This window comes from Amycolatopsis kentuckyensis, assembly GCF_041679295.1.
GTDB classification, from domain to species: domain Bacteria; phylum Actinomycetota; class Actinomycetes; order Mycobacteriales; family Pseudonocardiaceae; genus Amycolatopsis; species Amycolatopsis kentuckyensis_A.
Genome location: NZ_JBGDMD010000015.1, coordinates 143,122 through 169,330 on the forward strand (window position 1 = coordinate 143,122; position 26,209 = coordinate 169,330).

Annotated in this window: 28 protein-coding genes; 15 read left to right on the forward strand and 13 right to left on the reverse strand. The window is 69.5% G+C overall.

What is annotated here, in order from left to right:
- Position 1: 1 nt before the first annotated feature.
- The gene (locus tag ACERZO_RS44945) at positions 2 to 424 is read right to left on the reverse strand and encodes a protein-tyrosine phosphatase family protein (protein ID WP_372672103.1); all 423 of its coding nucleotides are present in this window, start codon (positions 422 to 424) and stop codon (positions 2 to 4) included.
- Between the two features lie 86 nt (positions 425 to 510).
- Between ACERZO_RS44945 and ACERZO_RS44950 the strand changes: the two genes are divergently transcribed.
- The 8 genes from ACERZO_RS44950 to ACERZO_RS44985 all read left to right on the forward strand — a co-directional run bounded on the left by ACERZO_RS44950 (position 511) and on the right by ACERZO_RS44985 (position 6,977).
- Positions 511 to 1,125: a DUF1707 SHOCT-like domain-containing protein gene (locus ACERZO_RS44950; RefSeq protein ID WP_372672150.1), complete on the forward strand. Its 615-nt coding sequence runs from the start codon at positions 511 to 513 to the stop codon at positions 1,123 to 1,125.
- A gap of 84 nt (positions 1,126 to 1,209) precedes the next feature.
- The gene (deoC, locus tag ACERZO_RS44955; RefSeq protein WP_372672104.1) at positions 1,210 to 2,184 is read left to right on the forward strand and encodes a deoxyribose-phosphate aldolase; all 975 of its coding nucleotides are present in this window, start codon (positions 1,210 to 1,212) and stop codon (positions 2,182 to 2,184) included.
- Positions 2,184 to 3,617, forward strand: a complete 1,434-nt coding sequence (locus ACERZO_RS44960; protein WP_372672105.1) for an aldehyde dehydrogenase family protein — start codon at positions 2,184 to 2,186, stop codon at positions 3,615 to 3,617. The genes deoC and ACERZO_RS44960 overlap by 1 nt, the downstream gene beginning before the upstream one ends.
- A complete protein-coding gene (locus ACERZO_RS44965; RefSeq protein WP_372672106.1) occupies positions 3,610 to 4,476 on the forward strand; it encodes an aldehyde dehydrogenase family protein in 867 nt (288 codons plus the stop codon). The genes ACERZO_RS44960 and ACERZO_RS44965 overlap by 8 nt, the downstream gene beginning before the upstream one ends.
- A gap of 135 nt (positions 4,477 to 4,611) precedes the next feature.
- Positions 4,612 to 5,331 carry a hypothetical protein gene (locus ACERZO_RS44970; RefSeq protein WP_372672107.1) on the forward strand — a complete coding sequence of 240 codons (720 nt, stop codon included), beginning with the start codon at positions 4,612 to 4,614 and terminating at the stop codon, positions 5,329 to 5,331.
- A complete protein-coding gene (locus tag ACERZO_RS44975) occupies positions 5,328 to 5,642 on the forward strand; it encodes a hypothetical protein (protein WP_372672108.1) in 315 nt (104 codons plus the stop codon). The genes ACERZO_RS44970 and ACERZO_RS44975 overlap by 4 nt, the downstream gene beginning before the upstream one ends.
- A 10-nt stretch (positions 5,643 to 5,652) precedes the next feature.
- On the forward strand, positions 5,653 to 6,411 hold the full coding sequence (locus tag ACERZO_RS44980) for a hypothetical protein (protein WP_372672109.1): 759 nt from the start codon (positions 5,653 to 5,655) through the stop codon (positions 6,409 to 6,411).
- A 2-nt stretch (positions 6,412 to 6,413) separates the two neighbouring features.
- Positions 6,414 to 6,977, forward strand: coding sequence for a hypothetical protein (locus ACERZO_RS44985; RefSeq protein WP_372672110.1), 564 nt, complete (start codon positions 6,414 to 6,416; stop codon positions 6,975 to 6,977).
- Here the strand turns inward: ACERZO_RS44985 and ACERZO_RS44990 are convergent.
- Positions 6,974 to 7,663: a GH12 family glycosyl hydrolase domain-containing protein gene (locus ACERZO_RS44990; protein ID WP_372672111.1), complete on the reverse strand. Its 690-nt coding sequence runs from the start codon at positions 7,661 to 7,663 to the stop codon at positions 6,974 to 6,976. The two genes, ACERZO_RS44985 and ACERZO_RS44990, sit on opposite strands and share 4 nt — an antisense overlap.
- Before the next feature lie 246 nt (positions 7,664 to 7,909).
- The gene (locus ACERZO_RS44995; protein ID WP_372672112.1) at positions 7,910 to 8,560 is read right to left on the reverse strand and encodes a TetR/AcrR family transcriptional regulator; all 651 of its coding nucleotides are present in this window, start codon (positions 8,558 to 8,560) and stop codon (positions 7,910 to 7,912) included.
- Positions 8,561 to 8,738: 178 nt separating this feature from the next.
- Between ACERZO_RS44995 and ACERZO_RS45000 the strand changes: the two genes are divergently transcribed.
- Genes ACERZO_RS45000 through ACERZO_RS45010 form a run of 3 tightly spaced genes read left to right on the forward strand, consistent with a single transcriptional unit; the run spans position 8,739 to position 11,402 of the window.
- Entirely contained in the window at positions 8,739 to 9,959 is a 1,221-nt protein-coding gene (locus tag ACERZO_RS45000) for a cytochrome P450 (RefSeq protein ID WP_372672113.1), read from the forward strand.
- 11 nt (positions 9,960 to 9,970) lie between these two features.
- Positions 9,971 to 11,170, forward strand: coding sequence for a cytochrome P450 (locus tag ACERZO_RS45005; protein ID WP_372672114.1), 1,200 nt, complete (start codon positions 9,971 to 9,973; stop codon positions 11,168 to 11,170).
- A 37-nt stretch (positions 11,171 to 11,207) separates the two neighbouring features.
- On the forward strand, positions 11,208 to 11,402 hold the full coding sequence (locus ACERZO_RS45010) for a ferredoxin (protein WP_290056061.1): 195 nt from the start codon (positions 11,208 to 11,210) through the stop codon (positions 11,400 to 11,402).
- 60 nt (positions 11,403 to 11,462) lie between these two features.
- Here ACERZO_RS45010 and ACERZO_RS45015 read toward each other — a convergent pair whose 3' ends face one another.
- The 5 genes from ACERZO_RS45015 to ACERZO_RS45035 are packed head-to-tail and all read right to left on the reverse strand — an operon-like array spanning position 11,463 to position 16,632.
- Complete coding sequence (locus tag ACERZO_RS45015; RefSeq protein WP_372672115.1) at positions 11,463 to 12,536, reverse strand: ABC transporter ATP-binding protein; 1,074 nt, start codon at positions 12,534 to 12,536, stop codon at positions 11,463 to 11,465.
- A gap of 2 nt (positions 12,537 to 12,538) precedes the next feature.
- Complete coding sequence (locus tag ACERZO_RS45020; protein ID WP_372672116.1) at positions 12,539 to 13,372, reverse strand: carbohydrate ABC transporter permease; 834 nt, start codon at positions 13,370 to 13,372, stop codon at positions 12,539 to 12,541.
- Complete coding sequence (locus ACERZO_RS45025) at positions 13,369 to 14,301, reverse strand: carbohydrate ABC transporter permease (protein ID WP_372672117.1); 933 nt, start codon at positions 14,299 to 14,301, stop codon at positions 13,369 to 13,371. Before ACERZO_RS45025 ends, ACERZO_RS45020 begins: the two co-directional genes overlap by 4 nt.
- On the reverse strand, positions 14,301 to 15,635 hold the full coding sequence (locus tag ACERZO_RS45030; RefSeq protein ID WP_372672118.1) for an ABC transporter substrate-binding protein: 1,335 nt from the start codon (positions 15,633 to 15,635) through the stop codon (positions 14,301 to 14,303). The genes ACERZO_RS45025 and ACERZO_RS45030 overlap by 1 nt, the downstream gene beginning before the upstream one ends.
- Positions 15,628 to 16,632, reverse strand: a complete 1,005-nt coding sequence (locus ACERZO_RS45035) for a zinc-dependent alcohol dehydrogenase family protein (RefSeq protein ID WP_372672119.1) — start codon at positions 16,630 to 16,632, stop codon at positions 15,628 to 15,630. Before ACERZO_RS45035 ends, ACERZO_RS45030 begins: the two co-directional genes overlap by 8 nt.
- A gap of 128 nt (positions 16,633 to 16,760) precedes the next feature.
- On the opposite strand from ACERZO_RS45035, the gene ACERZO_RS45040 reads away from it, so the two are divergent.
- Positions 16,761 to 17,750, forward strand: coding sequence for a sugar-binding transcriptional regulator (locus ACERZO_RS45040; protein ID WP_372672120.1), 990 nt, complete (start codon positions 16,761 to 16,763; stop codon positions 17,748 to 17,750).
- A 304-nt stretch (positions 17,751 to 18,054) separates the two neighbouring features.
- Positions 18,055 to 18,705 (forward strand): hypothetical protein, encoded by a 651-nt coding sequence (locus ACERZO_RS45045; protein ID WP_372672121.1) that lies wholly within the window; start codon positions 18,055 to 18,057, stop codon positions 18,703 to 18,705.
- On the opposite strand, the gene ACERZO_RS45050 is transcribed toward ACERZO_RS45045, so the two are convergent.
- Positions 18,596 to 18,919, reverse strand: coding sequence for a winged helix-turn-helix transcriptional regulator (locus ACERZO_RS45050; protein ID WP_372672122.1), 324 nt, complete (start codon positions 18,917 to 18,919; stop codon positions 18,596 to 18,598). The genes ACERZO_RS45045 and ACERZO_RS45050 overlap by 110 nt on opposite strands.
- A gap of 67 nt (positions 18,920 to 18,986) precedes the next feature.
- Here ACERZO_RS45050 and ACERZO_RS45055 point away from each other — a divergent pair, with 67 nt between their 5' ends.
- Positions 18,987 to 19,532 (forward strand): NADPH-dependent F420 reductase, encoded by a 546-nt coding sequence (locus ACERZO_RS45055; RefSeq protein ID WP_372672123.1) that lies wholly within the window; start codon positions 18,987 to 18,989, stop codon positions 19,530 to 19,532.
- Positions 19,533 to 19,535: 3 nt separating this feature from the next.
- Here ACERZO_RS45055 and ACERZO_RS45060 read toward each other — a convergent pair whose 3' ends face one another.
- Genes ACERZO_RS45060 through ACERZO_RS45070 form a run of 3 tightly spaced genes read right to left on the reverse strand, consistent with a single transcriptional unit; the run spans position 19,536 to position 23,346 of the window.
- The gene (locus tag ACERZO_RS45060; RefSeq protein ID WP_372672124.1) at positions 19,536 to 19,691 is read right to left on the reverse strand and encodes a hypothetical protein; all 156 of its coding nucleotides are present in this window, start codon (positions 19,689 to 19,691) and stop codon (positions 19,536 to 19,538) included.
- Between the two features lie 47 nt (positions 19,692 to 19,738).
- On the reverse strand, positions 19,739 to 20,803 hold the full coding sequence (locus tag ACERZO_RS45065) for a C45 family autoproteolytic acyltransferase/hydolase (RefSeq protein ID WP_372672125.1): 1,065 nt from the start codon (positions 20,801 to 20,803) through the stop codon (positions 19,739 to 19,741).
- 38 nt (positions 20,804 to 20,841) lie between these two features.
- Entirely contained in the window at positions 20,842 to 23,346 is a 2,505-nt protein-coding gene (locus ACERZO_RS45070) for a DEAD/DEAH box helicase (RefSeq protein ID WP_372672126.1), read from the reverse strand.
- Between the two features lie 147 nt (positions 23,347 to 23,493).
- Between ACERZO_RS45070 and ACERZO_RS45075 the strand changes: the two genes are divergently transcribed.
- Positions 23,494 to 24,753, forward strand: coding sequence for a primosomal protein (locus ACERZO_RS45075; protein WP_372672127.1), 1,260 nt, complete (start codon positions 23,494 to 23,496; stop codon positions 24,751 to 24,753).
- A 243-nt stretch (positions 24,754 to 24,996) separates the two neighbouring features.
- Here ACERZO_RS45075 and ACERZO_RS45080 read toward each other — a convergent pair whose 3' ends face one another.
- Positions 24,997 to 26,208, reverse strand: coding sequence for an MFS transporter (locus ACERZO_RS45080; protein ID WP_372672151.1), 1,212 nt, complete (start codon positions 26,206 to 26,208; stop codon positions 24,997 to 24,999).
- Between the last annotated feature and the right edge of the window lies 1 nt (position 26,209).

Sequence of the window (26,209 nt, forward strand, 5' to 3'; positions counted from 1 at the left end):
GTCAATCTAGCCGTTTCGCGAAGCTCTTCACCCAGCCGCGCTGCCAGGGGGTTTCGACGGCGCGTTCGTGGTAGTGCTCTCTGGTCCAGGCGACGGCTCGGTCCGCGGGGACGCCGGAGAGGATCGCGAGGCAGGCCATGACGGTGCCGGTCCGGCCGGCACCGCCGTAGCAGGCGACTTCGACGGTCTCGGTCTGCGCCCTCTTGTGCAGGGCCTTGATCTGTCGGCGTGCTTCGCCGGGATTCGCCGGCAGCAGGAAGTCGGGCCAGGTCACCCACTCGTGCGGCCAGGTGATGCCCCCGCCGTGCTTGCGCCGCAGCCGGCTCGTGCCCAGGTAGAGCCCGAAATCCGGCTCGGGTTCGGCGGGTCTGGGGCGGGCCAGTCCTCGCCCTCGGATACGGGTGCCGTCCGGAAAGTCGACCATAGGGGTCAGTGTCCTCCGGAAGATGGACACCGTGGGTGGTTTTCGCCGCTAAGCTCCGCCGGGTGAGCGAACTGACGCCCGACCAGATGCGGGCTTCCGACGCGGACCGCGAACGCGTCGCCCAGGTGCTGCACAACGCCCTCTCGGAAGGGCGGATCACGGTCAACGAGCTGGAAGAGCGCCTTTCGACGGTCTACGCGGCGAAGACGGTCGGCGAGCTCAAACCGGTGACGGAGGACCTGCCGTCGACGTCGGGGGCGGTCCAGCCGGCGACCACGCGGGCCCTGGGCTTCCCCGACCAGCGCATCGGCGGCCACCCGGGCAGCCCGGTGTCGATCGGCGTGATGTCCGGCGCGGTCCGCAAGGGCAGCTGGGTCCTCCCCCCGCAGCACACGAGCTTCGCGTTCTGGGGCGGCACGGAGATCGACCTGCGCCAGGCCCGGTTCGCCGACCGCCAGTGCACGATCACCGCGGTGGCGATCATGGGCGGCATCACGATCACGGTCCCGGACGACATCAACGTCGACGTGACGGGGATCGGGTTCATGGGCGGCTTCGTGCTGGAGGACAAGTCGGGGGCACCACCGGCACCGCCCACCGCGCCGACCGTGAAGATCAACGGGCTGGGGTTCTGGGGTGGCGTGGTCGTGTACCGGAAGCCGGCGAAGCGGGACGAGCCGCCGCAGATCGAAGGGGCCTGACCTCGACGTTGTGACGCGGCACGCACCCAGCGTCACAACCAACGGGGGCTCGCACTGTCGGACCCGCCGCCTAGACTCAGGCGCATGACAGCCACGACCAGCACGTCAGCGGCGCCGGCCACCCCGGCACCGCTGGTGGACGCGACTCGCGACGACGCGAGCCTGCGCCGCTTCCTGCTCGGGCTGCCCGGTGTCGACCAGGTCGGCGTCGAGCAGCGCGCGGCGGGCCTCGGCACGCGCAGCATCAAGAAGGCCGCCAAGCGGTGGGCCATCGACACCGCCATCTCCATGGTCGACCTGACCACCCTGGAGGGCGCCGACACCCGGGGCAAGGTCCGGGCGCTCGCCGCGAAGGCCGTCCGCCCCGATCCCGAGCGGCAGGACACCCCGCGCGTCGCCGCCGTCTGCGTGTACCCGGACATGGTCGCCACCGCCGTCGAAGCGCTGGGCAACAGCGGCGTGCACGTCGCGAGCGTCGCCACCGGCTTCCCCGCCGGGCGCACCAGCCGCGAGATCAAGCTGGCCGACACCAAGATCGCCGTCGACGCCGGCGCGCACGAAGTCGACATGGTGATCGACCGCGGCGCCTTCCTCGAAGGCCGCTACATGGACGTCTTCGAAGAGATCCAGGCCGTCAAACAGGCCTGCGGCGACGCCCACCTGAAGGTCATCCTCGAGACCGGCGAGCTGGCGACCTACGACAACGTGCGCCGCGCGTCGTGGCTGGCGCTGCTGGCCGGCGGGGACTTCATCAAGACCTCCACCGGCAAGGTCTCCCCCGCCGCGACGCTGCCGGTCACGCACATCATGCTGCAGGCCGTCCGCGACTGGCACGTCCGCACCGGCGAGCTGCGCGGCGTCAAGCCCGCGGGCGGCATCCGGACCACGAAGGACGCGATCAAGTACCTGGTCGCCGTGCACGAGGTCGCCGGCGAAGAGTGGCTGACCCCGGACCTGTTCCGCTTCGGCGCGTCCAGCCTGCTCAACGACCTGCTGCTGCAGCGCCGCACCCAGGTGGACGGCCACTACAGCGGCCCCGACTACGTGACGGTGGACTGATGCCTGTTTTCGAGTACGCACCGGCGCCGGAATCGCGCGCCATCGCGAACCTGAAGGACTCCTACAAGCCCTTCATCAACGGCGAATTCGTCGACGGCTCGGGTGAGCCGCTCAAGACGATCAACCCGGCCACCGAAGAGGTGCTGGCCGAGGTCGGCACCGCGTCGAAGTCCGATGTGGACACCGCGGTCAAGGCCGCGCGCAAGGCGTACGACTCCGTCTGGTCGAAGCTGCCGGGCACCGAGCGCGCGAAGTACCTGTTCCGCATCGCGCGGCTGATCCAGGAGCGCTCGCGCGAACTGGCCGTGCTGGAAAGCCTCGACAACGGCAAGCCGATCAAGGAGTCGCGCGACTCCGACGTCCCGACGGCGGCGGCGCACTTCTTCTACCACGCCGGCTGGGCCGACAAGCTGGAGTACGCGGGGTACGGCGCCAACCCGCGTCCCCTCGGTGTCGCGGGGCAGATCATCCCGTGGAACTTCCCGCTGCTGATGCTGGCGTGGAAGATCGCGCCGGCGCTCGCCACCGGCAACACGGTCGTGCTGAAGCCGGCCGAGACGACGCCGTTGACCGCGCTGGTCTTCGCGGAGATCTGCCAGCAGGCCGAACTGTCGCCGGGCGTGGTGAACATCCTGCCGGGCGCCGGCGACATCGGCGCGTCCATTGTGGAGCACGCCGGCATCGACAAGATCGCCTTCACCGGCTCGACCGAGGTCGGCAAGGCGATCCAGCGCCAGGTCGCGGGCACGCCGAAGAAGCTGACCCTCGAACTGGGCGGCAAAGCGGCGAACATCGTGTTCGAGGACGCGCCGCTCGACCAGGCCGTCGAGGGCATCGTCAACGGCATCTTCTTCAACCAGGGCCACGTCTGCTGCGCGGGCTCGCGCCTGCTGGTCCAGGAGTCCATCGCCGAAGAGGTGCTCGAGAAGCTGCACCACCGCGTCTCGACGCTGCGCATCGGCGATCCCCTGGACAAGAACACCGACATCGGCGCGATCAACTCGGCCGAGCAGCTGGCGAAGATCCGCGGGCTGGTCGAGTCGGGTGACGCCGAAGGCGCCGAGCGCTGGACGAGCCCGTGCCCGGTGCCGGACCGCGGGTTCTTCTTCGCCCCGACGGTGTTCGCGAACGTCCACCAGTCGATGCGGATCGCGCGCGAGGAGATCTTCGGCCCGGTGCTGTCGGTGCTGACGTTCCGCACGCCGGACGAGGCCGTCGCGAAGGCGAACAACACGCCGTACGGGCTGTCGGCGGGCATCTGGACCGAAAAGGGCTCCCGGATCCTGTGGATGGCGAACCAGCTGCGCGCCGGCGTCGTCTGGGCCAACACCTTCAACCGCTTCGACCCCGCCGCCCCGTTCGGCGGCTACCAGGAATCCGGCTTCGGGCGCGAAGGCGGCCGCACCGGGCTGGAGGCGTACCTGAATGTCTGACCGGATTTCCGTCGCGAAGACGTACAAGCTCTACATCGGCGGCAAGTTCCCGCGTTCGGAGTCCGGCCGGGTGTACCCGGTGACGGACGCCAAGGGCAAGTTCCTGGCGAACGCGGCGCACGCGTCCCGCAAGGACGTCCGCGACGCGGTGGTGGCGGCCCGCAAGGCATTCCCGGGTTGGGCCGCGGCGACGGCGTACAACCGCGGCCAGGTGCTGTACCGGGTGGCCGAGGTTCTGGAGGGCCGCCGCGACCAGTTCGTCGCGGAGGTGTCCACTTCGGAGGGTCTGGCCCCGAAGAAAGCCGAGTCCATTGTGGACGCGGCGATCGACCGCTGGGTCTGGTACGCGGGCTGGACGGACAAGATCGCGACGGTCCTCGGCGCGGCGAACCCGGTGGCGGGCCCGTACTTCTCGTTCACGGTCCCGGAGCCGACGGGTGTGGTGGGCGTTTTGGCACCGCAGCAGTCGTCCCTGCTGGGCCTGGTCGAGGTGCTGGCCCCGGTCCTGGCAACGGGCTCGACGGCGGTGGTGGTGTCGAGCGCGGAGCGGCCGCTGCCGGCGATCACGCTGTCGGAGGTCTTGGCGACGTCGGACGTCCCGGGCGGCGTGGCGAACATCCTGACCGGGCGGGCGGCGGAGCTGGGCCCGTGGCTGGCGTCGCACGGTGACGTGAACGCGCTGGACCCGACAGGAGCGTCGCCGGAGGACCGCGCGGGGTTGGCGCGCGAAGCGGCGAACACGGTGAAGAGGGTGCTGACGGTCCCGGCAGCAGAGCCGGACTGGACGGCGGCGCCGGACATCACCCGCCTGCGGAGGTACTTGGAGGCGAAGACGGTCTGGCACCCGCTGGGCGTCTGAGCTGCCCGAACGGAGGCCACCACCCACGCCGGGTGGTGGCCTCCGTCGCGCTCGGGCCCGATCGGCTGACGCTCACCCCGATCACCGGTACAGTCCCTGCCAGGTACGCAGCGTGACGCATCGGGGAGGGTGCAGGTGCCGGACGACGAAGAATGGGCGTTCGAGGCGGAGACCGACCTCTGGGACGACGGCGAAAGCCCACCGCCGTCCGAAGCCGAGCCGGAACCGGACGGCCCTGCCGGACGTGACGAGGATTCGGTCGTGACGGTGACGGTCTCACCCGGGGGCGAGGTCCGGCAGGTCAGGCTCGCCGAGGACTGGAAGAGCAAGGTCGACCCCCGAGGCCTGCACTCGAGTGTGCTGACCGCCGCCAACGCGGCGACCATCGACGCCCTGGCGCAGCGCGCCCGGGAAGTCCAGGAGAACCCGCTGCCGCGACCACCGGCCGACGCGGACGAGACACCGCTCACGGCTCAGGACGTCCTCCGGCTCGAGGACGCGGTGCGAGCCGAACTGGAACAGTTCTCGACCCGGATGTCCGCAGCCGGCACTGGCGTCGTCACCGCGGAAAGCAGCGGCGGCCATGTGAGCGGCAGCGCCCGAAGCGGCCGTTACCTCGGCCTGGACCTCGACGCGACCTGGGCTTCGATCGCCCGCAATGCCGAGGTCGAGAGCGAGTTGCTCGACGTGCTGCGCACCCTGCACCGCCGATCGGCTCCCTCGGACTTCGCACCGCAGCCGCAAAGTCCCGCCTACACCGAACTGATGGGGTTGCTGGCCGACCCCGCCCGGCTCCTGCGCCGGGTCGGCCTCACCCCGCCCACCGGCCACCTCGAAGGACGTGATCGCCGATGAGCGACGTCGAAGTCGCCCTCGAAGCCCTCCGCTCGGATGCCGCGACCTGGGATCAGGCAGCCGACAACCTCAACCAGGTGCGTGGCATCGTGGCACCGCTGGAACTCACCCCGGCGGACGTCATGAGCTACGCGTCCGTCAGGGGCTTCGACCGCCGTTACAACGACATGCGCGCGAAGCTCGACCGCTTGCTCGCTCAAGGCTCCGAGAACTTCCGCGGCATCGCAGGCAGCCTGCTCAACGGCGCCACCATCTACGAACAAGCCGAAGCCGGCCACGCGAGCCGCCTCGGCAAGCTCGACGGGCACTGAGGGGAAGATCATGACTGCACCCGGCGGTACCGCGATCATCGATCGGACCCTGGACGACCTGCGCGCCATCGAAGAGAAGTTCGGGGAGTTCATGGACAAGGTCCGCGATCTCCTCGAATGGGTACCCAGCGCCCTCGAGGCCCTGGTCCAGCCGGTGATCGACCTCGTGAACCACATCAACGAGAAGTTCGCCGCCTACCGGCGGGCAACCGAGCAGTTCTGGACCGAACGAGGCGATCCCGACAAGCTCAAACAGGTCGGGCAGCAGTGGATCGAGGAGTTCTCGCACACGGTCGACGAGATCGCGAGCACGCTGCACCTGGACAAGCTGAAGGCCAACATCCAATGGAAAGGCCGGGGCGCCGAAACCTACAAGGTCGCGGTTCAGGCGCAACTCGAGCACCTGGACCCAATGAAGGACCTCGGCGAGCAGATGCGCGACTCGCTCACCAGCCTCGCCAACGGCATCGAATCCTTCTGGCTCGCCATGAAGATAATCGTCGGCGGACTTCTCGCCGCTCTCGTGTCGGCCATCCTCAGCGCGCTCACCGTCGTGGGCCTGCCGCTGACGCTCGGGATCATCTCGGCAGCGATTTCCATGGCCGTCGCCGCGATCGCCGGCACCGTCGTCGCGATCGAGACGCTGCTGGACGTGATCGAGACCGAGCAGAACTCCATCCAAGCCAAGGTCGACGCTCTCGGCGACCAGTGGGAACGGACGAACACCACGACCATGTCGCACCCCGGCGACTGGCGGATCAACGAGTGACCATGGCCGACTTCCGGATGGACCCGCGGGCCTACGTCTGGATCCCTCCCCGCCTCGCCGCCAAGCTGAAACGGACCCTGCCGCTCCTCGGCGCCGTCACCACGGTTGTCGCGCTGGCCATGTGCGTCGCCGTCCCCGTCATGGGCTACACCCTGCCGACCAGCGAGAACGTCACCAACGGCATCTCCGTCATGCTCGGCATGTTCAGCGCCGTGCTGCTGCTCATGTCCGGCATCGCGCTGCTGTTCGCGCCGACCTGGGTCGAGGTCGGGCACCACCCGGGCGGGACCGGCCACATCCTGCGGCTCCGGCCGGCTTCCATGTCCGTCGGCCCGCTGTGCGGCGGCGGCGTCTCGGTCGTCGTCCTCCCGCTGTTCTACCTCTTCTACAGCAGCGGTTTGACCTGGTCGGAGCCTCAGGCGGAGGGTGACGTCCAGATCACCTTCGGGATTTTCGTCTTCCTGATCATGCCGCTGATCGCGTTCGCGCTCGGGGTCGTCGACGTCGTCGTCGGGTGGCCTGTCCTCCGGCCCTCCCCGCGCACCATCCAGCGGTACGCCCGCTAGCTCATCGTCACCGAGAAGTCCGTCAGCGTGAACCGCGCCTTGCCCCCGCCCGTCGAACAGAACTCGATCCCGTACCCGATCTGGTTCACCGTCGGATTGGGCGGGAGCAGTCCCTTGCCGATCGCCCAGGCGATCATCGCCTTCAGGTCGATGCTCCCCGAATACTGCGTCGACCGGGACACGAACGCCACGTACCCGTCGTCGTCCGCCCACACGTCGTACGTGAAGCCGCCCGCCGTGTACGTCGTCAGCTTGTCGCCCGATGGCTGCTGCTTCAGGTTCTCCGTCCACACCATCAGCTCGCTGACGCCCGGTCCGTCGCCCACGCCGTTCAGCCACAGGTCGTACGCCACGTCGTAGATGCCCACGCCCGGGCCGCGGCCGGCGAACGTCGAACGGATCACCGAATAGTCGTTGACCGGTTTCCCGTTCTGGTCGTTTATGTCCTTGTGGACGTTCGGATAGGTTTTCACCGACGTCGAGTCGGGTTGGCTGGATTCGACGTACCAGTTGTCGTACGCGCACGCCCGCAGTGTTTCCGGGCCCGCCTCGTCCGTGTTCCACATGTTGTTGTGGACGTAGTAGCCGCCGTCCGACCAGCCGCCGTCGGGCTCGGACGTCGTGAACTCCGGGCTGCGGCAGCCGCGCACCGGGGTCGTCGACGGCGGGGTCGGAGTCGGTACCACCGAACGAGAAGCGACCGACGTCGGCGGTGCGAGAGCAGTACTCGACGAAGGCGAGGGCGAAGACGGCGACGGCAACGGGGACGAAGGCGAAGAAGCCGGAGCCGCCGCGCCGGCGACCGGACCCGCGCCACAGCCCGTCACGACCAGAAAGGGAATCGCCAACAACAAAATTCTTCGTCGCATTTTCCCGCCCGCAAGCCACAATTCGGCAGAACGAGGCGGAACCCTAACACGAAAAACGCGGAATCAGGCGTGGTCGGTCACGGGGTCCAGATCGTGCGACGTGAGCGGGCGGCCCGGCAGCTCGGTGCCCGGCCGCGCGCTGAGACCGTCGATCATGATGCCGACGCACCGGCGCGCGGCCATCTCCGCCACGTCCGGGGACTTCGCGCGCACCTGCCGCAGCAGCGTCGCGAGCAGGATCGCGATGTCGCCCGATCCGACGTCGAGCCGCAGCCGGCCCTCGGCCTTCGCGCCGTCGACGAACTCGTCGAGGACTTCGAGGATCTCGTCCCGCAGCCGCCGGACCTCGGGGTCGTTCTTCAGGATCACCAGCGCCCGGTGCGACACCATCGCCAGCTGGATGCTCAGCTGCAGCTCCACCGACTGCCGCAGCAGCCGCTCGAGCGCGCGCCACGCCGACGTCTCCTCGGCGGCGATCGTCCGGGCGTCGACCAGCACCCGCTCGAAGTTGTCCATCGCGACCGCGCGCACCAGCGCGTCCCGGTCCGGGAACCGGCGGTAGAGCGTCCCGACGCCGACGCCGGCCGCGCGGGCGATCTCCTCCATCGGCACCTCGGGCCCGGAGACGGCGAAGATGGTCTTCGCGGCGGCCAGGATCTGGTCGCGGTTGCGGCGCGCGTCCGCCCGCAGGGTGGTCTCGGGGTCTGCCGTCATGCCGTTCGCCTTCCGCTGAATCGCGCGGCCTGATTCTCGCATGGTCAAGCGGCCACGCACCGGATCCGCATCGGGTCACCCGTTAGCTAGTGGACGACTTCCTTCCGCTTCGGTACCTTGGGCCTAGAACCGGAATGTAATCCTCCGCATACTTTACGTCCGCTTTAGGGGGCCCGAAATGACCGAAGTCGCCGAACCCACCACCCAGGGCGACGTCTTCCCGCTCGCCCGCAGTTGCCCGTTCGCCCCACCACCGGCGTACGAGAAGCTGCGCGAAGCGGGCCCGGTCCGGCGCGTCGGCCTGCCCGACGGCTCCGAGGCCTGGGCCATCACCCGCCTGGAAGAGGTCCGGCAGATGCTGACCGACCCGCGGTTCAGCTCGAACCGGTTCAACCCGGGCTTCCCGATCCTGACGAAGCAGGGCCGGCCGCAGCGCCGCCGCTTCACCGCGTCGCTGATCAACATGGACGCGCCGGAGCACACCACCGCCCGCCGCGAGGTCGTCGGCGAGTTCACCGTCAAGCGCATGAAGGCGCTGCAGCCGCGGATCCAGCAGATCGTCGACGAGCACATCGACGCGATCCTGGCCGGCCCGAAGCCCGCCGACCTCGTCTCCGCGCTGAGCCTGCCGGTGCCGTCGCTGGTCATCTGCGAGCAGCTCGGCGTCCCGTACGCCGACCACGACTTCTTCCAGTCGCGCAGCTCCACCCTGCTGAACCGGGAGGTGACGCAGGAAGCGCGGATGCAAGCCGTCGAGGAGATGCAGGGCTACCTCGACCAGCTGGTCAGCGCCAAGGAGGCCGACCCGACCGACGACCTGCTCGGCCGCCAGGTCCTCAAGCAGCGCGAAGAGCACGGCGACGTCGACCACGACTCGCTCGTCTCGCTCGCGTTCCTCCTGCTGCTCGCCGGCCACGAGACGACGGCGAACATGATTTCGCTCGGCACCGTCGCGCTGCTGGAGAACCCGGACCAGCTGGCGATCATCAAGAACGACCCCGGCAAGACGCTCGACGCCGTCGAGGAGCTGCTGCGGTACTTCACGATCGCGGAGTTCGCGACCTCCCGCGTCGCCACGGCGGACGTCGAGATCGGCGGGCAGCTGATCCGCGAAGGCGAGGGCGTCCTCGGGCTGAGCTACTCCGGCAACCGCGACGAAACCGCGTTCGAGGACGCCGACAAGCTCGACCTCGAGCGCGGCGCCCGCCACCACGTCGCCTTCGGCTTCGGCCCGCACCAGTGCCTCGGGCAGAACCTGGCCCGGATGGAGCTGCAGATCGTCTTCGACACGCTCTTCCGCCGCATCCCGGAGCTGAAGCTGGCCGCGCCCGTCGACCAGCTCCCGTTCAAGCACGACTCGCAGATCTTCGGTCTTTACTGCCTGCCCGTGACCTGGTGAAGGGGGACGCCATGACCACCGTCGAACAGCACGAGTTCCCGATGACCCGCACCTGCCCGTTCGCGCCGCCGCCGGCGTACGAGGAGATCCGGGAAGAGGAGGCGGTCTCGAAGGTGGGGCTGCCCGACGGCGGCTGGGCCTGGGTGGTCACCCGGCACGAGGACGTCCGGACCGTGCTGAACGACCGCCGGTTCAGCGCCGACCGCCAGCACCCGGACTTCCCGCAGCTGGTCAAGGGCGGGTTCCGGCGCCAGGGCGACGAGCGCACCATGATCACCATGGACGCGCCCGAGCACGGGCCGGCGCGCAAGGCCGTGCTCGGCGAGTTCACCGTCCGCCGGATGGAGGCGCTGCGGCCGCGGATCCAGGAGATCGTCGACACGCAGATCGACGCGCTGCTGGCCGGGCCGAAGCCGGGTGACCTGGTCGAGGCGCTGTCGCTGCCGGTGCCGTCGCTGGTGATCTGCGAGATGCTCGGCGTCCCGTACGCCGACCACGGCTTCTTCCAGGAGCACACGGCCAAGCTGATCAAGCGCGCGACGCCGCCCGAGGAGCGACGGGCGGCGTTCGACACCATCCGCGGTTACATGGCCGACCTCATCGCGAAGAAGGAGGACAACCCGCCGGACGACCTGCTCGGCCGGCAGATCGTCAAGCTCCGCGAGGACGGCACCTACCGGCGGGAGTCGCTGGCCGCGACGGGCTTCCTGCTGCTGGTGGCCGGGCACGAGACGACGGCGAACATGATTTCGCTGTCCACCGTGGCGTTCCTGCAGAACCCGGAGCAGCTCGCGGCGATCAAAACCGACCCGGGCAAGACGCTCGACGCGGTCGAGGAGATGCTGCGCTACTGGACGATCGTCGACGCGGCGACAGCGCGCCTGTGCGTCGAGGACGTCGAGGTCGGCGGCCGGCTGATCCGCGCCGGAGAAGGCGTGCTGGCGCTGGGCTACGCGGCGAACCGCGACCCCCGGGCGTTCGAGAACGCCGACGAGCTGGACATCGAGCGCGGCGCGCGGCACCACGTCGCGTTCGGCTTCGGCCCGCACCAGTGCCTCGGCCAGAACCTGGCCCGGATGGAGCTGCAGATCGTCTTCGACACGCTCTTCCGCCGCGTCCCGACGCTGGCGCTGGCCGCTTCGGTGGATGATCTGCCGTTCAAGGACGACGCGAACATCTACGGGCTGTACCGGCTCCCGGTGACCTGGTAGAGATCGGACTGCCATCCCACCACAGGAAAGAAGGACCATGAAGATCATCGCGGACACCGGCAAGTGCGTCGGCGCCGGGCAGTGCGTGCTCACCGAGCCCGCGCTGTTCGACCAGAGCGAGGACGACGGCACGGTCATCGTCCTGAACGAGACGCCCGAGGGCGAGCTGGTCGAGAAGGCCCGCGAAGCGGTGCACGTGTGCCCCAGCCAGGCCCTTTCCCTGCAGGAGTGACCTGGGAACGGCCACCTCGCGGGTAAGGGGTTCCCGCGAGGTGGCCGTGGCCTGAACTTTTCAGGAGAGACGCAGCGTGGTCTCCGGGTGGAAGGCGTGGGTCTCGCCTTCGCCGCGCAATCCGACCCGGACGTTGTCGCCCATCCGGGGCGGGGTGCGGCCGTCGACCCGGACGACGAACCGGTCGTCGCCCACCTTGCCGTGCAGGTACGCGTCCGCGCCCAGCTCCTCCACCAGCTCCACCACCAGCTCGAAGCCGCCTTCGGAGACGAGCTCCAGCGACTCCGGCCGGACACCGAAGACCACTTCGCGCAGGTCACCGGCCGCGGCGACCACCGAACGCGGCAGCGGCAGGACGACGTCACCCAGCTGCACGCCGCCCTCGGTCAGCGGCAGCGTCGCCAGGTTCATCGCCGGTGAGCCGATGAACCCCGCCACGAAACTGTTCTTCGGGTTCTCGTACAGCTCCCGCGGCGTCGCGCACTGCTGCAGGACGCCGTCCTTCAAGACCGCCACCCGGTCGCCCATCGTCATCGCCTCGACCTGGTCGTGCGTGACGTAGATGGTCGTCGTGCCCAGCCGCTGCTGCAGCTTCGCGATGTTCGCGCGGGTCTCCACGCGCAGCTTCGCGTCCAGATTGGACAGTGGTTCGTCCATCAGGAACACGCTCGGCTCGCGCACGATCGCCCGGCCCATCGCGACGCGCTGCCGCTGCCCGCCGGACAGCGCCTTCGGCTTCCGGTCCAAAAACCGAGTCAGGTCCAGCATCTTGGCGGCTTCGGCCACCTTGGCGTCGATGTCCGCTTTGGACAGTCCACGCAGTTTCAGCGCGAAGCCCATGTTGTCGGCGACCGTCATGTGCGGGTAGAGCGCGTAGGACTGGAACACCATCGCGATGTCCCGGTCCTTCGGCGGCAGGTGCGTGACGTCCCGGTCGCCGATGTGGATGGCGCCCTCGTCGATGTCCTCCAGCCCCGCGAGCATCCGCAGCGCCGTCGACTTGCCGGACCCCGACGGTCCGACCAGCACCAGGAACTCCCCGTCCGGGACCGCGAGGTCGAGCTTGTCGACCGCGCGAACCTCCTGCGCGCCCGGGTAGATCCGCGACGCCTGCTCGTAACTGACTCCGGCCATGGCTACTTCACCGCTCCCATCGACAGCCCGCGGACGAGGTGGTTCTGCGCGATCCAGCCGACGATCATCACCGGCAGCGAGGCCAGCAGCGCGGCGGCGGAAAGCTGGGCCCAGTAGAGGCCCTCACTGGTGATGAACCCGACGAGGAACACCGGCACCGTGCCGGCCCGCGCCGCCGTCAGGTTGACCGCGTAGAAGAACTCGGTCCAGGAGAAGATGACGCAGATCAGCGCGGTCGCCGCGATCCCGGGCGCCACCACCGGCATGATGATCTTGCGCAGCAGCGTCGGCAGGTTCGCGCCGTCGATCCGGCCCGCCTCGATCATCTCGTGCGGCACCTCGAGGAAGAACGACCGCATCATCCAGATGGCCAGCGGCAGGTTCATCGACGTGTACAGGATGACCAGCGCCCACACCGTGTCCAGCAGCTCGGTGTTCTGGGAGATGATGTACAGCGGGATGATCGCCGCCACGATCGGCAGCATCTTCGTCGAGAGGAAGAAGCCCAGCGCGTTCGACGTGCCCTTCACCGGAGCCAGCGACAGCGCGTACGCCGCCGGGACGCCGAAGAGCAGCACCAGCGCCGTCGAGATGATCGTGACGAACGCCGAGTTGGACAGATAGGGCAGGAACCCGCCGCCGAGGACGTTGCCGATCTGCTCGAACGTCGGGGTGAAGAACAGCTTCGGCGGGTCGGTGTAGGCGTCCGCCTCCTGCTTGAACGCCGTGAGGATCATCCACAGCAGCGGGAAGACGAACAGGATGGCCAGGATCCAGGTCGCGACGGTCAGCGAACCCTTGCCGTACTGCCGCTTGTGAGGGGCGATGGTGGTCATTTGATCCCTCCGCTCACCGAGAAGGTCCGGAACATCAAGCGCAGCGCGAAGGTCGCGACGATCATCGTCAGGATCACGACGATCACGCCCATCGCCGACGACTGGCCGACGTCGAAGCCCTCGAACGCGCGCTGGTAGATGTAGTACGGCAGGTTGGTGCTGGCCGTGCCCGGCCCGCCCTGCGTCATCAGGAAGATCGCGTCGAAGCTGTTCACGATGTAGATCGCGCCCAGCAGCGTCGCCAGCTGCAGGAACCGGGACAGGTGCGGCAGCGTGATGGAGACGAACGTGCGCCACCGGCTGGCACCGTCCACAGAGGCCGCTTCCAGGACCTCTTTGGACTGGCTCTGCAGGCCGGCCAGGATGAGCAGCATCATGAACGGCGTCCACTGCCACACGATCTGCGCCATCACCGACGCCAGCGGGAACTCCGAAAGCCAGTCGACGTCGGTGCCGAAGACGAAGTGCAGCAGCCCGTACGTCGGGTCGAACACCGTCGTCTTCCACAGCAGCGCGCCGGCCGCCGGGAGGATGAGGAACGGCGTGATCAGCAGCGTCCGGACGACGCCGCGGCCGAAGAACTTCCGGTCGAGCAGGATCGCCAGGCCGAGGCCGAGCAGCAGCGCGACGAGCACGCACACCACCGTCAGCAGCACGGTGTTGAGCAGCGCCACCAGGAACGTCGTGTCGCTGAAGACGTCGATGTAGTTGTCCAGGCCGACGAAGTGCCGGGAGCCGGGCCGGACGAGGTTCCACGACTGGAACGAGTAGAACACGGTGAGCAGGAACGGCAGCTGCGTCACCGCGACGACGAAGATCAGCGCGGGCAGCAGCGGCAGCCGCCGTTTGGCCGCCGTGCTCAGGCCTTTCTTTTCCTCGGCCTTCGCGTGGGTGTGGGAGGTGGGGGCATCTACGGAGAGCGTGGACATCACTGCACCGCCTTGTAGGAGTCGCCCACCGTCTGGGCGTAGTCCTGGGACTGCTTCAGGGCGTCTTCGACGGACTCGCGGCCGGCGATCGCCGCCGACAGCTGCTGGCTCACCCGGGTGCCCAGGTCCTGGAACTCGGGGATGCCGACGAACTGGATGCCGGGGTAGGGCACCGGGTTCGCCATGGCCTTCTGCTGGTTCGCGTCGGCGATACCGTCCAAAGTGGGCTTGGCGTAGGCCGCCGCGGCCTTGGCGTAGTCGGGGATCGCGTACGTCGACTGGCGCACGCCCGGCGGGACGCGGTTCCAGCCGTAGGTCGCCCCGACCTTCTGCACGTACGCCTTGTCGGTCATCCAGGCCATGAACTTCCAGGCCGCGTCCTTGTCCTTGGCGACCTTCGGGATGCCGAGCGCCCAGGTGTAGAGCCAGCCGCTGGCCTGGGTCTTGACGACCGGCGCCGGCGCGTACCCGGACTTGCCGACGATCTTGCTGCTCGACGGGTCCTCGTTGGTGCCGGCCATGACCGTCGCGTCGTACCACATCGCGGCCTGGCCCTGGGTGTAGCGGGTGCCGCACTCGGAGAACCCGGCGCTGGAGGCGCCGACTTCGCCGTGCTGGCGGATCAGGTTGACGTAGAAGTTCGCGGCCTCGGTGAACTCCGGCGAGGTCAGCTTGGCGTTCCAGTCCTTGTCGAACCACTGCGCCCCGAAGGTGTTGGCCACGGTCGTGAACGGCGCGAGGCTTTCGCCCCAGCCGGGCTTGCCGCGCAGGCAGATCCCGCTGACACCAGCCGCCTTGTCGTCCAGCTTCGCGGCGAAGTCGGCGATCTGCTGCCACGTCGGCTTGGCCGGCATGGTGATCCCGGCCTTGTCGAAGAGGTCCTTGCGGTAGGCCAGGAACGACGACTCGCCGTAGAACGGCACCGCGTACATCTGGTTCTGGTACGACAGCGACTGCTTGATGCTGGGGATGAAGTCGCCCTCGTCGTAGCCCGGGGTCGACGCCATGTGCGGCTCGAGGTTCTCGAGCCAGCCGTTGGCCGCCCACTGCGGGGCCTCGTAGTTGCTGATCATGACGACGTCGAACTCGCCGCCCTCGGTGGCGGTCGACGCGGTGATCTTCGCGCGGGCCTGGTTTTCCGGCAGCGACACGAACTTCAGGTTGATGCCGGTGGCCTTCTCGAACTCCGGCGCGAGCGAAATCGCGTCCTTCATCTGCGGGTTGGACACGATCGCGATGACGAGCGTGCTGTTGCCCTGGCCGATCGAGCCCGCGCCCGCGCAGCCGGTGACCAGCAGCGACGTCGCGGCGAAGAGGGTGAGGAGCTTACGCACGGCCGCCTCCCGGGAGTACCTGCACCTTGAGGCCCGAGCCGCTGCGCATCTTGGCCAGCGCCTCGGGGTACTGCTCCAGCGGCAACCGGTCCGTGAGCAGCGAGTCGGTGTCGATCGCACCATTCGCGACGAGGTCGAGCGCCGTGCCGAAGCTGTGCAGCACGGCCATCGAGCCGACGATGGTGATCTCGTCGTTGTAGATGCGGAACGGCGAAAGCGCGACGCGGGCTTCCGCCGGCGCGACGCCGAAGACGAGCAGCCGGCCGCCGCGGCGGATCGAGTCGAAGGCGGCTTCGATGGCGGGCGCGGCGCCGGTGGCGTCCACGGCGACGTCGAACTTCTCGCCGTTCAGGTCGCTGACGTCCTTCGCGGTGGCGACGGCGCCGAGGCTCTTCGCCCGTGGCAAGCGGGCTTCGTTGCGGTCGACGACCGTGACCTGCGCGCCGGAGCGCTGCAGCAGCTGCTGCATGATCAGGCCCATGGTCCCGGCGCCGACGACGAGGAAGCGCTCTCCGGCTTCGACCCCGACGCGGCGCACGCCGTGCACCGCGCAGGAGACGGGCTCGACCAGCGCGCCCTGTTCCCAGGTCATCGAGTCGGGCATGCGGTAGCAGGTGGACGACGGGACGGCGACGTACTCGGCGAAGGCGCCGTTGACGGTGTCGCCGGTGGCGCCCCAGTTCGCGCAGAGGTTCCCGTGGCCGGCGCGGCACGGGCCGCAGTAGCCGCAGAACAGGGACGGGTCGACGGCGACGCGGTCGCCGACCTTCCACTCGCCCGGCACGTCCGCGCCGAGCTCGACGATCTCCCCGGCGAACTCGTGCCCGGGGACGATGGGGTACGGGGTGGGCGGGAAGTGCCCGTCCGCGATGTGCAGGTCGGTCCCGCAGATCCCGCACGCTCCGACCTTGACGACGACCTGACGTTCCCCGGGTTTCGGATCGGGCACCTCGCCGACCCTGATCTCACCGGGCCGGTCGACGATGGCGGCACGCATGCCTAGCCCCTTTCTCGCGCTCATATGAGCGGCGTTGACCTATGGCGTCGAGAACATGTGAAGGCATTAGAGGTCTGACGTCGGTGTTACGTCAACCTTTCGGGCAGATTTCGCGCTATAGTGCTCAGATGAGCGCTTCTCGCAAGGGTGCTTCGCTCTCGGAAGCGATGCTGCTCGCCACCGTCGCCCGGCGCTTCTACGTGCAGGGACGCTCCAAGCTGGAGATCGCCGACGAGTTCGGCGTCAGCCGGTTCAAGGTGGCCCGGATGCTCGACACGGCCATGGAGTCGGGCCTGGTCAGGGTGGAGTTCTCGCTGCCGGCGCCGGTTGACCTGGCGTTGTCGGACGAGGTGCGCTCGGCGTACGGCCTGAAGCAGGCGCTGGTGCTCGAACGCTCAACCGAGCGGGAGCCGCGGGAGGTGGTCCGGGCCAAGATCGGGACGTTGGCGGCCCGGCTGCTGGAGGAGATCGCGACGCCGTCGGACGTGATCGGCTTGTCGTGGGCCCGGTCGGTGAACGCGATGACGGAGGCGATCCGGTCGTTGCCGCGGTGCCCGATCGTCCAGCTGTGCGGGGTCCAGGCGGGGATGGACATGCGCGGCCGCTCGGTGGAGACGGTCAGCCGCGTGACGTCGGTGTCCGGCGGCGACGCGTACCCGATCTTCGGGCCATTGGTGCTCCCGGACCGGCGCACGACCGAGACGTTGCGGCGCCAGCCGGGGATCGCGGAGACGTTCGGCCAGTTCCGGTCGCTGACCAAGGCGGTGGTGAGCATCGGGGCGTGGCAGCCGGGCGAGTCGACGGTGTACGACGCGTTGGACGAGGCCGAGCGCGCGGCGATCGCGGCTCGCGGGGCCACGGCGGAGGTGGCGGCGCGGTTGTTCGACGCGTCCGGGAACGCCTTGTCGACGGGGTTGGCTCATCATGTGCTGGCGATCAGCCATGAGGAGCTGATGGCGGTGCCGGAGGTGATCGCACTGGGGTACAGCAGGCCGAAGGCGGCGGCGGTGGACGCGGTGCTGAGGTCGGGGATGGTGTCGACGCTGATCACCGACGCGGCGGCGGCGGTGCCGTTGCTGGCGCTGGCGGCTAAGAACCCGCCCACGCCGGGTAGCTGAGCACAGGGGCTCGCCCGCTTGGCGGCCGAGCGGCGCGGCCCACCTGCCCGGCTGCGCCTGGTGCCCGAACTGCACCACCCGCCCCGGCCGGCCCCGCCCCGCGGCGAGGCGAGGCGAGGCGAGGCGAGGCTTTCTCACCCGGCCATGCCACGCGAGCCCACCCGCGCGGCCGACCTACTCCCGCGGGAGTATCCCCACCCCGGCCGCGTACTTCCCCTGGCGCAGTTCGCTCTTCCCCGGCTCCGGGGCGAAACCCGGGTCGCGCCCGATGTGCCCGCGTCGGCGCTCCGCGAGCCTGGAACCCGTGAAAACTTCCCCTCGCTGGCGCCACGCCGTGGTCTGGTTGCACGTCGTCTCGTCGGTCGCCTGGATGAGCCAGGCCCTCGCGCTCGTCGTGCTGATGTCGTCGGGCTCGCCCGCGCCGGCCGACCGCCTCGACTCCGTCCTGCTCGCGCCGATGGCGAACGTCTCCGCGTTCACCGGCCTCCTGCTCGCCGGCGCGACCGCGTGGGGCTACTTCCGGCACTGGTGGGTGCTGATCAAGTTCGCCCTGACGCTGATCCAGCTCTACGCCGGGATCTTCCTGCTCTCCCCCGCGCTGCGCGAGTCCGCCGACACCGGCGCCGTCGCGTGGCCGCAGATCGCCGGGGCGTCGCTGATGGCGAGCGCGCTGGCGTTCCAGGCCTGGCTTTCGGTCGCGAAACCGGGCCGCAGAACGCCGTGGTCCCCCACCGCGAAGCCGCCGACCGCGCCGACCTGGATCTTCGTGGCCGGGATCGGCGCACCCGCGGTCGACGTCACCGCCGGGCTGCTGCTCGGCTACCCGCTCCCGGCGTTGTCGCTGGTCACGCTGATCGCGCTCGGTTTTGAGCGGCGACGACGTCGTCGCCGTGCTCAGCGGCCCACCGCCCAAAGCCCTCGATCGGCTCCAGGAAGCTTGAACCCAGCGCCGTGAGCGCGTAGGCGCCTTCGCGGCGCTCGACGAGACCGTCGGATTCCAGGCGCCGCAACGCTTCCGTGAGCACCTTGGCGCTGATGCCGCCGATCGTCCGCCGCAGGTCGACGTGCCGGCGCGGGCCGTCGCGCAACGCCCAGAGCACCACCGGGTGCCAGGTGTTGGCGACCAGGTCGAACGCGAGCCGCGTCCGGCAGTCGGCGAGGAAGTCCATGGTTACCGTTCGGTTCCTTCCCGGGTTCCTACCGTCGTGCTGGTACAGCCAAGCACAAGGAGGCGGCATGCGGATCGGGATCTTCGGCACGGGCGGAATGGCGGACGCGCTCGGCACCCAGTGGGCGCGCGCGGGCCACGAGATCAGGGTGGCCGGGCGCCGGACCGGAACGTGGCGCGAGGTGGCCGCGTTCGCCGACGTGGTCCTGCTCGCCATCCCGTCGGCGGCCATCGGCGAGGTCCTCGCGAAGGCCGGGCCGCTGGCCGGAAAGGTCCTGGTGGACTGCACCAACGACCCGGCGCTGACCGGCGCCCCGGTGGCTTCGCGGATCGTGACGGAGGCCCACGTGGTGAAGGCGTTCAACCTGGCGCACGTGGACGTCTGGCGGATGACGCCACCGGTGTTCGCCGGCCGCCCGCTGTCGGTCCCGCTGTGCGGCGACGACCCGGCGGCGCTGGAAGCGGTGAGCACCCTGGCCCGCGACATCGGCGCAAAGCCGGTGCTCGCGGGCGGCTTGGACCGCGCGGCGTTGCTCGAAGCGACGGCGGCGTTCGCCATCGGGCTGTGGTTCGCGGGCGAGGACGCCCAGGCGATCCTGACGCCGATGGGCTGAGCGTCAGAGGCCGTATTCGATAGCGGTGGCGTCGGTTCCGTACTCGACCGGAGCCGGCGCCAGCAACGCGTACTCCACCATCGATGCCGCCGACGCCGCCGGGGCCAAACCCACCGCCACCGCCGCCGCCACGAAGATCCCCGCCAGCAAGCGCTTCATAGTCCCTCCCAGGCTCCGGAGCCCTCCACGCTAGCCCGGATTCCCGGCTACTCCCCCGGGATTGCGCCGTTGAGCGCAGTGACTGCGTCGATGTCGCCCAGCGCCAGATCCGCCGCCCGGGCGCGCAACGGCCCGCCGCCACGCGGAACCACCGTCACCTCACCCGAAGCCAAATCCGTCACCACCGTGCTCAGCGTCATCAGCTCGTCGCCGTCGGACGCGTTGCGGTGGACCGCCGACGTCAACGCCGAAACCAGCCACTTCGCGTCCGGCGCCACCGGAGCCAGGTGCGCGCACACTTCAGCACGCGCCAAACTCTCCTCCGAAGCCGAATCCAGTGAGGGCGGCAACTGGCGGAAGTGGTTGGTGTGCCACGAAAAACCACTATCCACAGTGGTCACGGCGGTATCGTGCCCGGCCTTCTCGACCACCACCAACGAAGGCGAACCGACCTGGCCCATCGTGTACGCGAACCCGCCGGCCGAAGCGTGCGACCGCAGCACGGAAACCGCTTCCGCGACGGACGTCGCGCGCTGGGCCGTCCGCGCCACGAAGTGGCGGCCCGCGCACGGCGATGGCGTCACCACGTTCACGCTGTCGATCCCCCACACCAGCCCGTGCGTGGTCACCGTGCACGTGTTCGACGGCAGGAACCCCGGGTACCACCACACGCACACACCCGGCTCGCCGTCGATCAGCAGCGTCAGCAGGCGGCCGATGCCGTCGAACACCGGTGCGCCGTCTTCGTTGTGGCCCAGCAAGGAAGGCGCCCACGCCAGGTCCGTGCAGCCCGTCCCGTCGCCCGCGCCCAAGTCGCCGCGCAGGTTGGCCAGCAGCAGGTCGTCGAACGGCACGCCCGCCCCCGCGGCCAGCGCCGTCAGCTCGGCGTACGCGTCCGGGTGCTCGACCTGGGACGCCGACTCGATCGCCCGGAACAGCACCGGTGACCGCCGGGCCCGCGCGGTCACCGGCCAGGCCGGCAGTCCGTCCAGAACGGTCCGGATGTCGGCCGCCGCGTGCGCACCCAGCGCGTGGAAAGCGGCTTCCCGGGGACCTCGGACGATCGTCCAGCGCACGTCGCCGATCCGGTGCTCCCGCACTGTCGCCACCATGGGATCACGATGACTGACCAGTCAGGAATCCGCAACGGTCAGTGCGCGCCCACCTCCGTCACGCGCACCACGGCCATCCCCGCCTCGTCGGACGCGGCCAGGTCGACCTCCGCGCTGATGCCCCAGTCGTGGTCGCCCGCCGGGTCGTCGAAGATCTGGCGGACCTTCCAGACGTCCGGCTGCTGGTCGATCATCAGCAGCTTCGGGCCGCGCGCGTCCGGGCCGGTGCCGAGCGCGTCGTACTCCTCGAAGTAGTCCTCGATCGCGTCTTGCCACGCCTCGGCGTCCCAGCCGGAAGCGGCGTCGAGCTCGCCCAGCACGTTCCACGCCCGCCGCGCGAACAGCTCGACCCGGCGGAACAGCTCGTTGCGCACCAGGACGCGGAACGCGCGCTCGTTGCGCGTCACGCCCGGCGGCGTCGAAGGCGGCTGGTGCGACGGCGGCCCTTCTTCCGTCGGGTGCCGCAGCGCCTCCCACTCGTCCAGGAGACTCGAGTCGACCTGCCGGACGAGCTCGCCCAGCCATTCGATGAGGTCCTGCAGCGGCTCGGTCTTGGCCTCGTCGGGCACCGTGTGGCGCAGCGCGTCGTAGACGTCGGCGAGGTAGCGCAGCACCAGGCCTTCCGACCGGGCCAGCTGGTAGAACCCGATGTACTCCACGAAGTTCATCGCGCGCTCGTACATGTCGCGCACGACGGACTTGGGCGACAGCTCGTAGTCGTCGACCCACGGGTGACCCTGGCGGTAGCTGTGGAACGCGCCCTGCAGCAGCTCTTCCAGGGGCTTCGGGTACGTGATGTTCTCGAGCAGCTCCATCCGCTCGTCGTACTCGATGCCCTCGGCCTTCATCGCGTTCACGGCCTCGCCGCGCGCCTTGAACTGCTGCTGCGACAGCACCGGCCGAGGGTTGTCCACCGTGGCTTCCACAGTGGACACGACGTCGAGCGGGTAGCTCGGCGACTCCAGGTCGAACAGCTCGATCGCGGCCAGCGCGAACGGCGAAAGCGGCTGGTTGAGCGCGAAGTCGAACTGCAGGTCGACGGTGAGCCGGATGATCCGGCCCTGATCGTCCGGTTCGGACAGCCGCTCGACGACGCCGGCGGCGAGCAGCGCGCGGTAGATCGCGATGGCGCGCAGGATCAGCTTGCGCTGCGACGCGCGGTCCTCGTGGTTGTCCTCCAGGAGGTGGCGCATCGAGTCGAACGCGTTGCCCGGCCGTGAGATCACGTTCAGCAGCATCGAGTGCGTGACCTTGAAGCTCGACGTCAGCGGCTCGGGCTCGGCCGCGATCAGCCGGTCGAACGTGCTCTCGGTCCAGTTGACGAACCCCTCCGGGGCCTTCTTCCGGACGATCTTCTTTTTCTTCTTCGGGTCGTCGCCCGCCTTCTCCAGCGCCTTCGCGTTCTCGACGACGTGGTCGGGCGCCTGGACGACGACGTAGCCGTCGGTGTCGTAGCCCGCCCGCCCGGCGCGGCCGGCGATCTGGTGGAACTCGCGCGCCTTGAGGTGGCGCTGGCGGACGCCGTCGTACTTGGTCAGCGCGGAGAACACGACCGTCCGGATCGGCACGTTGATGCCGACGCCGAGCGTGTCGGTCCCGCAGATCACCTTGAGCAGCCCGGACTGCGCCAAGGTCTCGACCAATCGGCGGTACTTGGGCAGCATGCCGGCGTGGTGCACGCCGATGCCGTGGCGGACCAGCCGCGAGAGCGTCTTGCCGAAGCCGGCGGAGAACCGGAAGTCGCCGATCAGCTCGGCGATGGACTCCTTCTCGGCCTTCGTCGTGACGTTGATGCTCATCAGCGTCTGCGCGCGCTCGATGGCCGCGGCCTGCGAGAAGTGCACGACGTAGACGGGCGCCTGGCCGCCGTTGAGCAGCTCGGACATCGTCTCGTGCAGCGGCGTGAGCGCGTACCGGAAGGTCAGCGGCACCGGGCGCTGCGCCGACGTGACGACGGCGGTCGGCTTGCCGGTGCGGCGGGTGAGGTCCTTCTCGAAGAAGGACACGTCGCCCAAGGTCGCCGACATCAGGACGAACTGCGCCTTCGGCAGTTCGAGCAGCGGCACCTGCCACGCCCAGCCGCGGTCGGGCTCGGAGTAGAAGTGGAACTCGTCGGCGACGACCTGCCCGACGGGCGCCTCGGCACCGAACCGCAACGCGATGTTCGCCAGGATTTCGGCCGTGCAGCAGATGATCGGGGCGTCCGGGTTGACGCTGGAGTCACCCGTCATCATCCCGACGTTGTCGGCGCCGAAGATCTCGATGAGCTGGAAGAACTTCTCCGAGACGAGGGCTTTGATGGGCGCGGTGTAGTAGCTGCGGCGGCCCTGCGCGAGCGCGGTGAAGTGCGCGCCGACGGCGACGAGGCTCTTCCCGGAGCCGGTCGGCGTCGAGAGGATGACGTTCGATCCGGAGACGACCTCCATCACCGCCTCCTCCTGCGCCGGGTACAGCTCGATGCCCCGATCGGCCGTCCAGGTCGTGAACGCTTCGAAGAGGGCGTCGGGGTCGGGATCCGCAGGCAGGAGGTCTGTAAGTGTCATCAGACGTCCATCGTGCCATCCGCTCGTCGCAAAGTCGGCAGGGGCGATCGCATCGCGCGTGGTAAACCCGTAGGCTTCGCGTTACCGCGCTTCGACCGGGAGATACGGTGTCGCGCGCACACGGGCGGTACACCGGAGGGCTTAGGAATGGCACAGGACATCATCCCGATCGAACTCGGGCTGCCGCAGGGCGACGTCGTCACCCTGTGGGCCCCGCGCTGGCGGGAAGACGGCGAGGAGTGGGAAGCGTTCCTCGGCGACGAGGACGACCTGTACGCCTTCCCGGACGCCGCGCACCTGGCCGCCTTCGTCCGCACGTCGGAGCGGCACGACCTGATCGACCACCCGGCGTGGGACGCGGTGCCGTCGCTGAACGTGCCCGAGCTGATCCCGGACGAGGACCACACGTACGACCTCGTCGGCGTGCCCGAGCTCGTCGCCGAGGAGCCGGACGTCTGGCACATCGCCGAGCTGGCGGAGATCGTCGGCATCGTGCGGTCGCTCGCGGACGTCTGCGACCTCGAAGAGGTGCACGAGATCCTCGACTCGACCGAGGGCTTCTCGCTGCTGGACCAGGGCACCCTCCCGTTCACCGGGAGCGTCGGCGTCCAGGTGTGGAACGACCTGTCCGAGACGGTGTCGACGAAGTGGGACACCGTGCTGGACGCGATCGACGGCCTGGTGACGGTGCCGGACGTCGACGAGAAGGTCCTCGAGCAGACCGCCGAGGAGCTGGCGGCGTTCCACGAGGAGTCCGCGGAGGCCGAGGCCGGCGCCGAGGGCGAAGAGGACCTCGAGGCCTTGGACTCGGCTTCCGAAGACGACGACGAGGAAGAAGAAGAGGGCCCGGTCGGCTTCTGGGCCGAGGTGGGCATCGACCCGATCAAGATCATCACGTCCGGCGCGGAGTACTACACGCTGCGCTGCTACCTGGACGACACCCCGGTGTTCCTGGGCAGCGAGGGCGAGATCGACGTGTTCACGTCGGAGAAGGCCCTGGCCCGCGCGCTGGCCGACGGCAAGGACCTGGCCGACACGGACCTCGCGGACGTGTCCACGTGGGACGAGGTCCTGGCCAAGGCGACGGCCGGCGAGCTGGAGATCGAGGTCGACCCGGAGAACACGTACGTGCTGACGGGCCTGGACGCGGACATCGCAGAGGGCCCGGAGTCGATCGACCCGACGCAGCTGGAGCTGGCGGTCGAGCTGATCACGGACGCGGCGGACTGGGCGGGCGACGACTCGGCCGAGACGGCGCTGGCGGGCAACGAGAGCCTGGGCTGGCTGGTGTCGTTCGTGCTCCGCCCGGACCCGACGCGCCTCGAGCCGTCGGCGCCGTTCGACGCGGAGCAGAGCGCTTGGCGGAAGCTCGTGGAGGGTTTCGAGAACCGGCTGACGGTGGCTTGATCTTTTTCGGAGGCCGCCTCCCGTGGTTGGGGAGGCGGCCTTCGTCGTCTGCGGTGCCATGAATGAGTCATTCATGTCATCTGGCGTCATGAATGACTCATTCATGACGTCGCCGCCCGGGCCGGCCGCATCCGTCCACAGCCCGGTCCGGTTGTGGACAACTCGGCCCGCCCGTCTCAGCCGCGGCCGGTTCGTGTCGGTGGCGGCCGATACGCTGGAGACGGGGGGCGCCCCCGCGGGCCCTCAGCCCTCCGAAGCGTGTTCCGCGCGCACCGGCACCACCAACACCGCCAACGCCGGGAACACCGCCGCCACGCAGAACGCCAATGCGTACCGGCTGTCCCCGATCACCAACCCCAGCAACGGCGGGGTCAACGACGCCGCGATGTTCTGGCCCGTGTTCTGCGTCCCCATCGCGCGCCCCGACCAGGCCAGGCCCGCCAGTTCCGCCGAGGCCGTGAAGCCCAGCCCGTTGTCCGCCACCGTGATCACCCCCGCCAGCGCCAACGCCAGCAGCACCAGCCACGGCCAGGACGCGTCCCCCACCGCCACCAGCAGCATCACCGCGCAACTCAGCACCGCCAGCTGGCGCATCGGCCGTAACCGGCTGCCCACCCGGTCCGACCACCACCCCGAGCCGAGCCGCCCCGCGGCGCCCAGCACCTGGACCACCGCCAGGTACCAGCCCGCCGACAACGGGCTCCAGTGCTGCACCGCCACCAGGTACACCGGCGCGAACGCCGACACCGCGAACTGGGGCACCACCAGCAGCGCGCTCGCGCCGTGGACCCGCCACAGCGTCGCGTGCCGGTACGGCGACGGCGGCTTCGCACCCGAAGCCGAAGCAGGCGGCCGCGGCGGGTCCGTCACCAGCCACGCCACCAGCAGCGCGACGGCGATCGCCAGCCCGGCCGGCAGCAGGACCGCCGCGCGGAACCCGAAGTGCGCGGCCAGCGGCGGCAGCCCCAGCGCCGCGACGCCCACGCCGAGCGGCTGGGCCGTCTGGCGGATCCCCATCGCCACGCCGCGCTCGGACTTCGCGAACCAGCCCATCACGACGCGACCGCTCGCCGCGTTCACCGAAGCCGTACACGCGCCGGCTGCCAAGAACACCCCAAAGAGCAGCCCGACCGGGTGAGTTCCGACCCCGGCGTACACCAGGAGTAACCCCGAGGCCGCCAGTCCGAGGGCCATGATCAGACGCTCTCCGTAACGGTCCGCAGCCGCGCCCCACACGATCAGGGTGAACAGAAGACCGATGCTCGGCGCCGCGACGACTGTGCCGGCCTCGGCCAGGGTCAGCCCCTCCGCCTCGCGCATGGCCGGGACCAGGAACGGGATGCCGTAGAGGAACGAGCAGCTCGCGGTCTGCGCGGCGAGGCCGAGCGCGAGGATGAGCCACCGCCGTGAACTCGCCTGCACCCGTTCGACCGAACCGTCCGCGACCTGCGCCATC

Bases quoted from the DNA above. Each gene is read 5' to 3' on its own strand.
- ACERZO_RS44950 (WP_372672150.1), top strand. From the start codon at position 511: ATGCGGGCTTCCGACGCGGACCGCGAACGCGTCGCCCAGGTGCTGCAC.
- ACERZO_RS45065 (WP_372672125.1), bottom strand. From the start codon at position 20,803: ATGGTGGCGACAGTGCGGGAGCACCGGATCGGCGACGTGCGCTGGACG.
- ACERZO_RS45070 (WP_372672126.1), bottom strand. From the start codon at position 23,346: ATGACACTTACAGACCTCCTGCCTGCGGATCCCGACCCCGACGCCCTC.
- ACERZO_RS45035 (WP_372672119.1), bottom strand. From the start codon at position 16,632: ATGCGTGCCGCCATCGTCGACCGGCCCGGTGAGATCAGGGTCGGCGAG.
- ACERZO_RS45000 (WP_372672113.1), top strand. From the start codon at position 8,739: ATGACCGAAGTCGCCGAACCCACCACCCAGGGCGACGTCTTCCCGCTC.
- ACERZO_RS45050 (WP_372672122.1), bottom strand. From the start codon at position 18,919: ATGGACTTCCTCGCCGACTGCCGGACGCGGCTCGCGTTCGACCTGGTC.
- ACERZO_RS45055 (WP_372672123.1), top strand. From the start codon at position 18,987: ATGCGGATCGGGATCTTCGGCACGGGCGGAATGGCGGACGCGCTCGGC.
- ACERZO_RS44965 (WP_372672106.1), top strand. From the start codon at position 3,610: ATGTCTGACCGGATTTCCGTCGCGAAGACGTACAAGCTCTACATCGGC.
- ACERZO_RS44975 (WP_372672108.1), top strand. From the start codon at position 5,328: ATGAGCGACGTCGAAGTCGCCCTCGAAGCCCTCCGCTCGGATGCCGCG.
- ACERZO_RS45015 (WP_372672115.1), bottom strand. From the start codon at position 12,536: ATGGCCGGAGTCAGTTACGAGCAGGCGTCGCGGATCTACCCGGGCGCG.
- ACERZO_RS45075 (WP_372672127.1), top strand. From the start codon at position 23,494: ATGGCACAGGACATCATCCCGATCGAACTCGGGCTGCCGCAGGGCGAC.
- ACERZO_RS44995 (WP_372672112.1), bottom strand. From the start codon at position 8,560: ATGACGGCAGACCCCGAGACCACCCTGCGGGCGGACGCGCGCCGCAAC.
- ACERZO_RS45040 (WP_372672120.1), top strand. From the start codon at position 16,761: ATGAGCGCTTCTCGCAAGGGTGCTTCGCTCTCGGAAGCGATGCTGCTC.
- ACERZO_RS45060 (WP_372672124.1), bottom strand. From the start codon at position 19,691: ATGAAGCGCTTGCTGGCGGGGATCTTCGTGGCGGCGGCGGTGGCGGTG.
- ACERZO_RS44980 (WP_372672109.1), top strand. From the start codon at position 5,653: ATGACTGCACCCGGCGGTACCGCGATCATCGATCGGACCCTGGACGAC.
- ACERZO_RS45080 (WP_372672151.1), bottom strand. From the start codon at position 26,208: ATGGCGCAGGTCGCGGACGGTTCGGTCGAACGGGTGCAGGCGAGTTCA.
- ACERZO_RS45010 (WP_290056061.1), top strand. From the start codon at position 11,208: ATGAAGATCATCGCGGACACCGGCAAGTGCGTCGGCGCCGGGCAGTGC.
- ACERZO_RS45020 (WP_372672116.1), bottom strand. From the start codon at position 13,372: ATGACCACCATCGCCCCTCACAAGCGGCAGTACGGCAAGGGTTCGCTG.
- deoC (WP_372672104.1), top strand. From the start codon at position 1,210: ATGACAGCCACGACCAGCACGTCAGCGGCGCCGGCCACCCCGGCACCG.
- ACERZO_RS44945 (WP_372672103.1), bottom strand. From the start codon at position 424: ATGGTCGACTTTCCGGACGGCACCCGTATCCGAGGGCGAGGACTGGCC.
- ACERZO_RS45005 (WP_372672114.1), top strand. From the start codon at position 9,971: ATGACCACCGTCGAACAGCACGAGTTCCCGATGACCCGCACCTGCCCG.
- ACERZO_RS44960 (WP_372672105.1), top strand. From the start codon at position 2,184: ATGCCTGTTTTCGAGTACGCACCGGCGCCGGAATCGCGCGCCATCGCG.
- ACERZO_RS45025 (WP_372672117.1), bottom strand. From the start codon at position 14,301: ATGTCCACGCTCTCCGTAGATGCCCCCACCTCCCACACCCACGCGAAG.
- ACERZO_RS44985 (WP_372672110.1), top strand. From the start codon at position 6,414: ATGGCCGACTTCCGGATGGACCCGCGGGCCTACGTCTGGATCCCTCCC.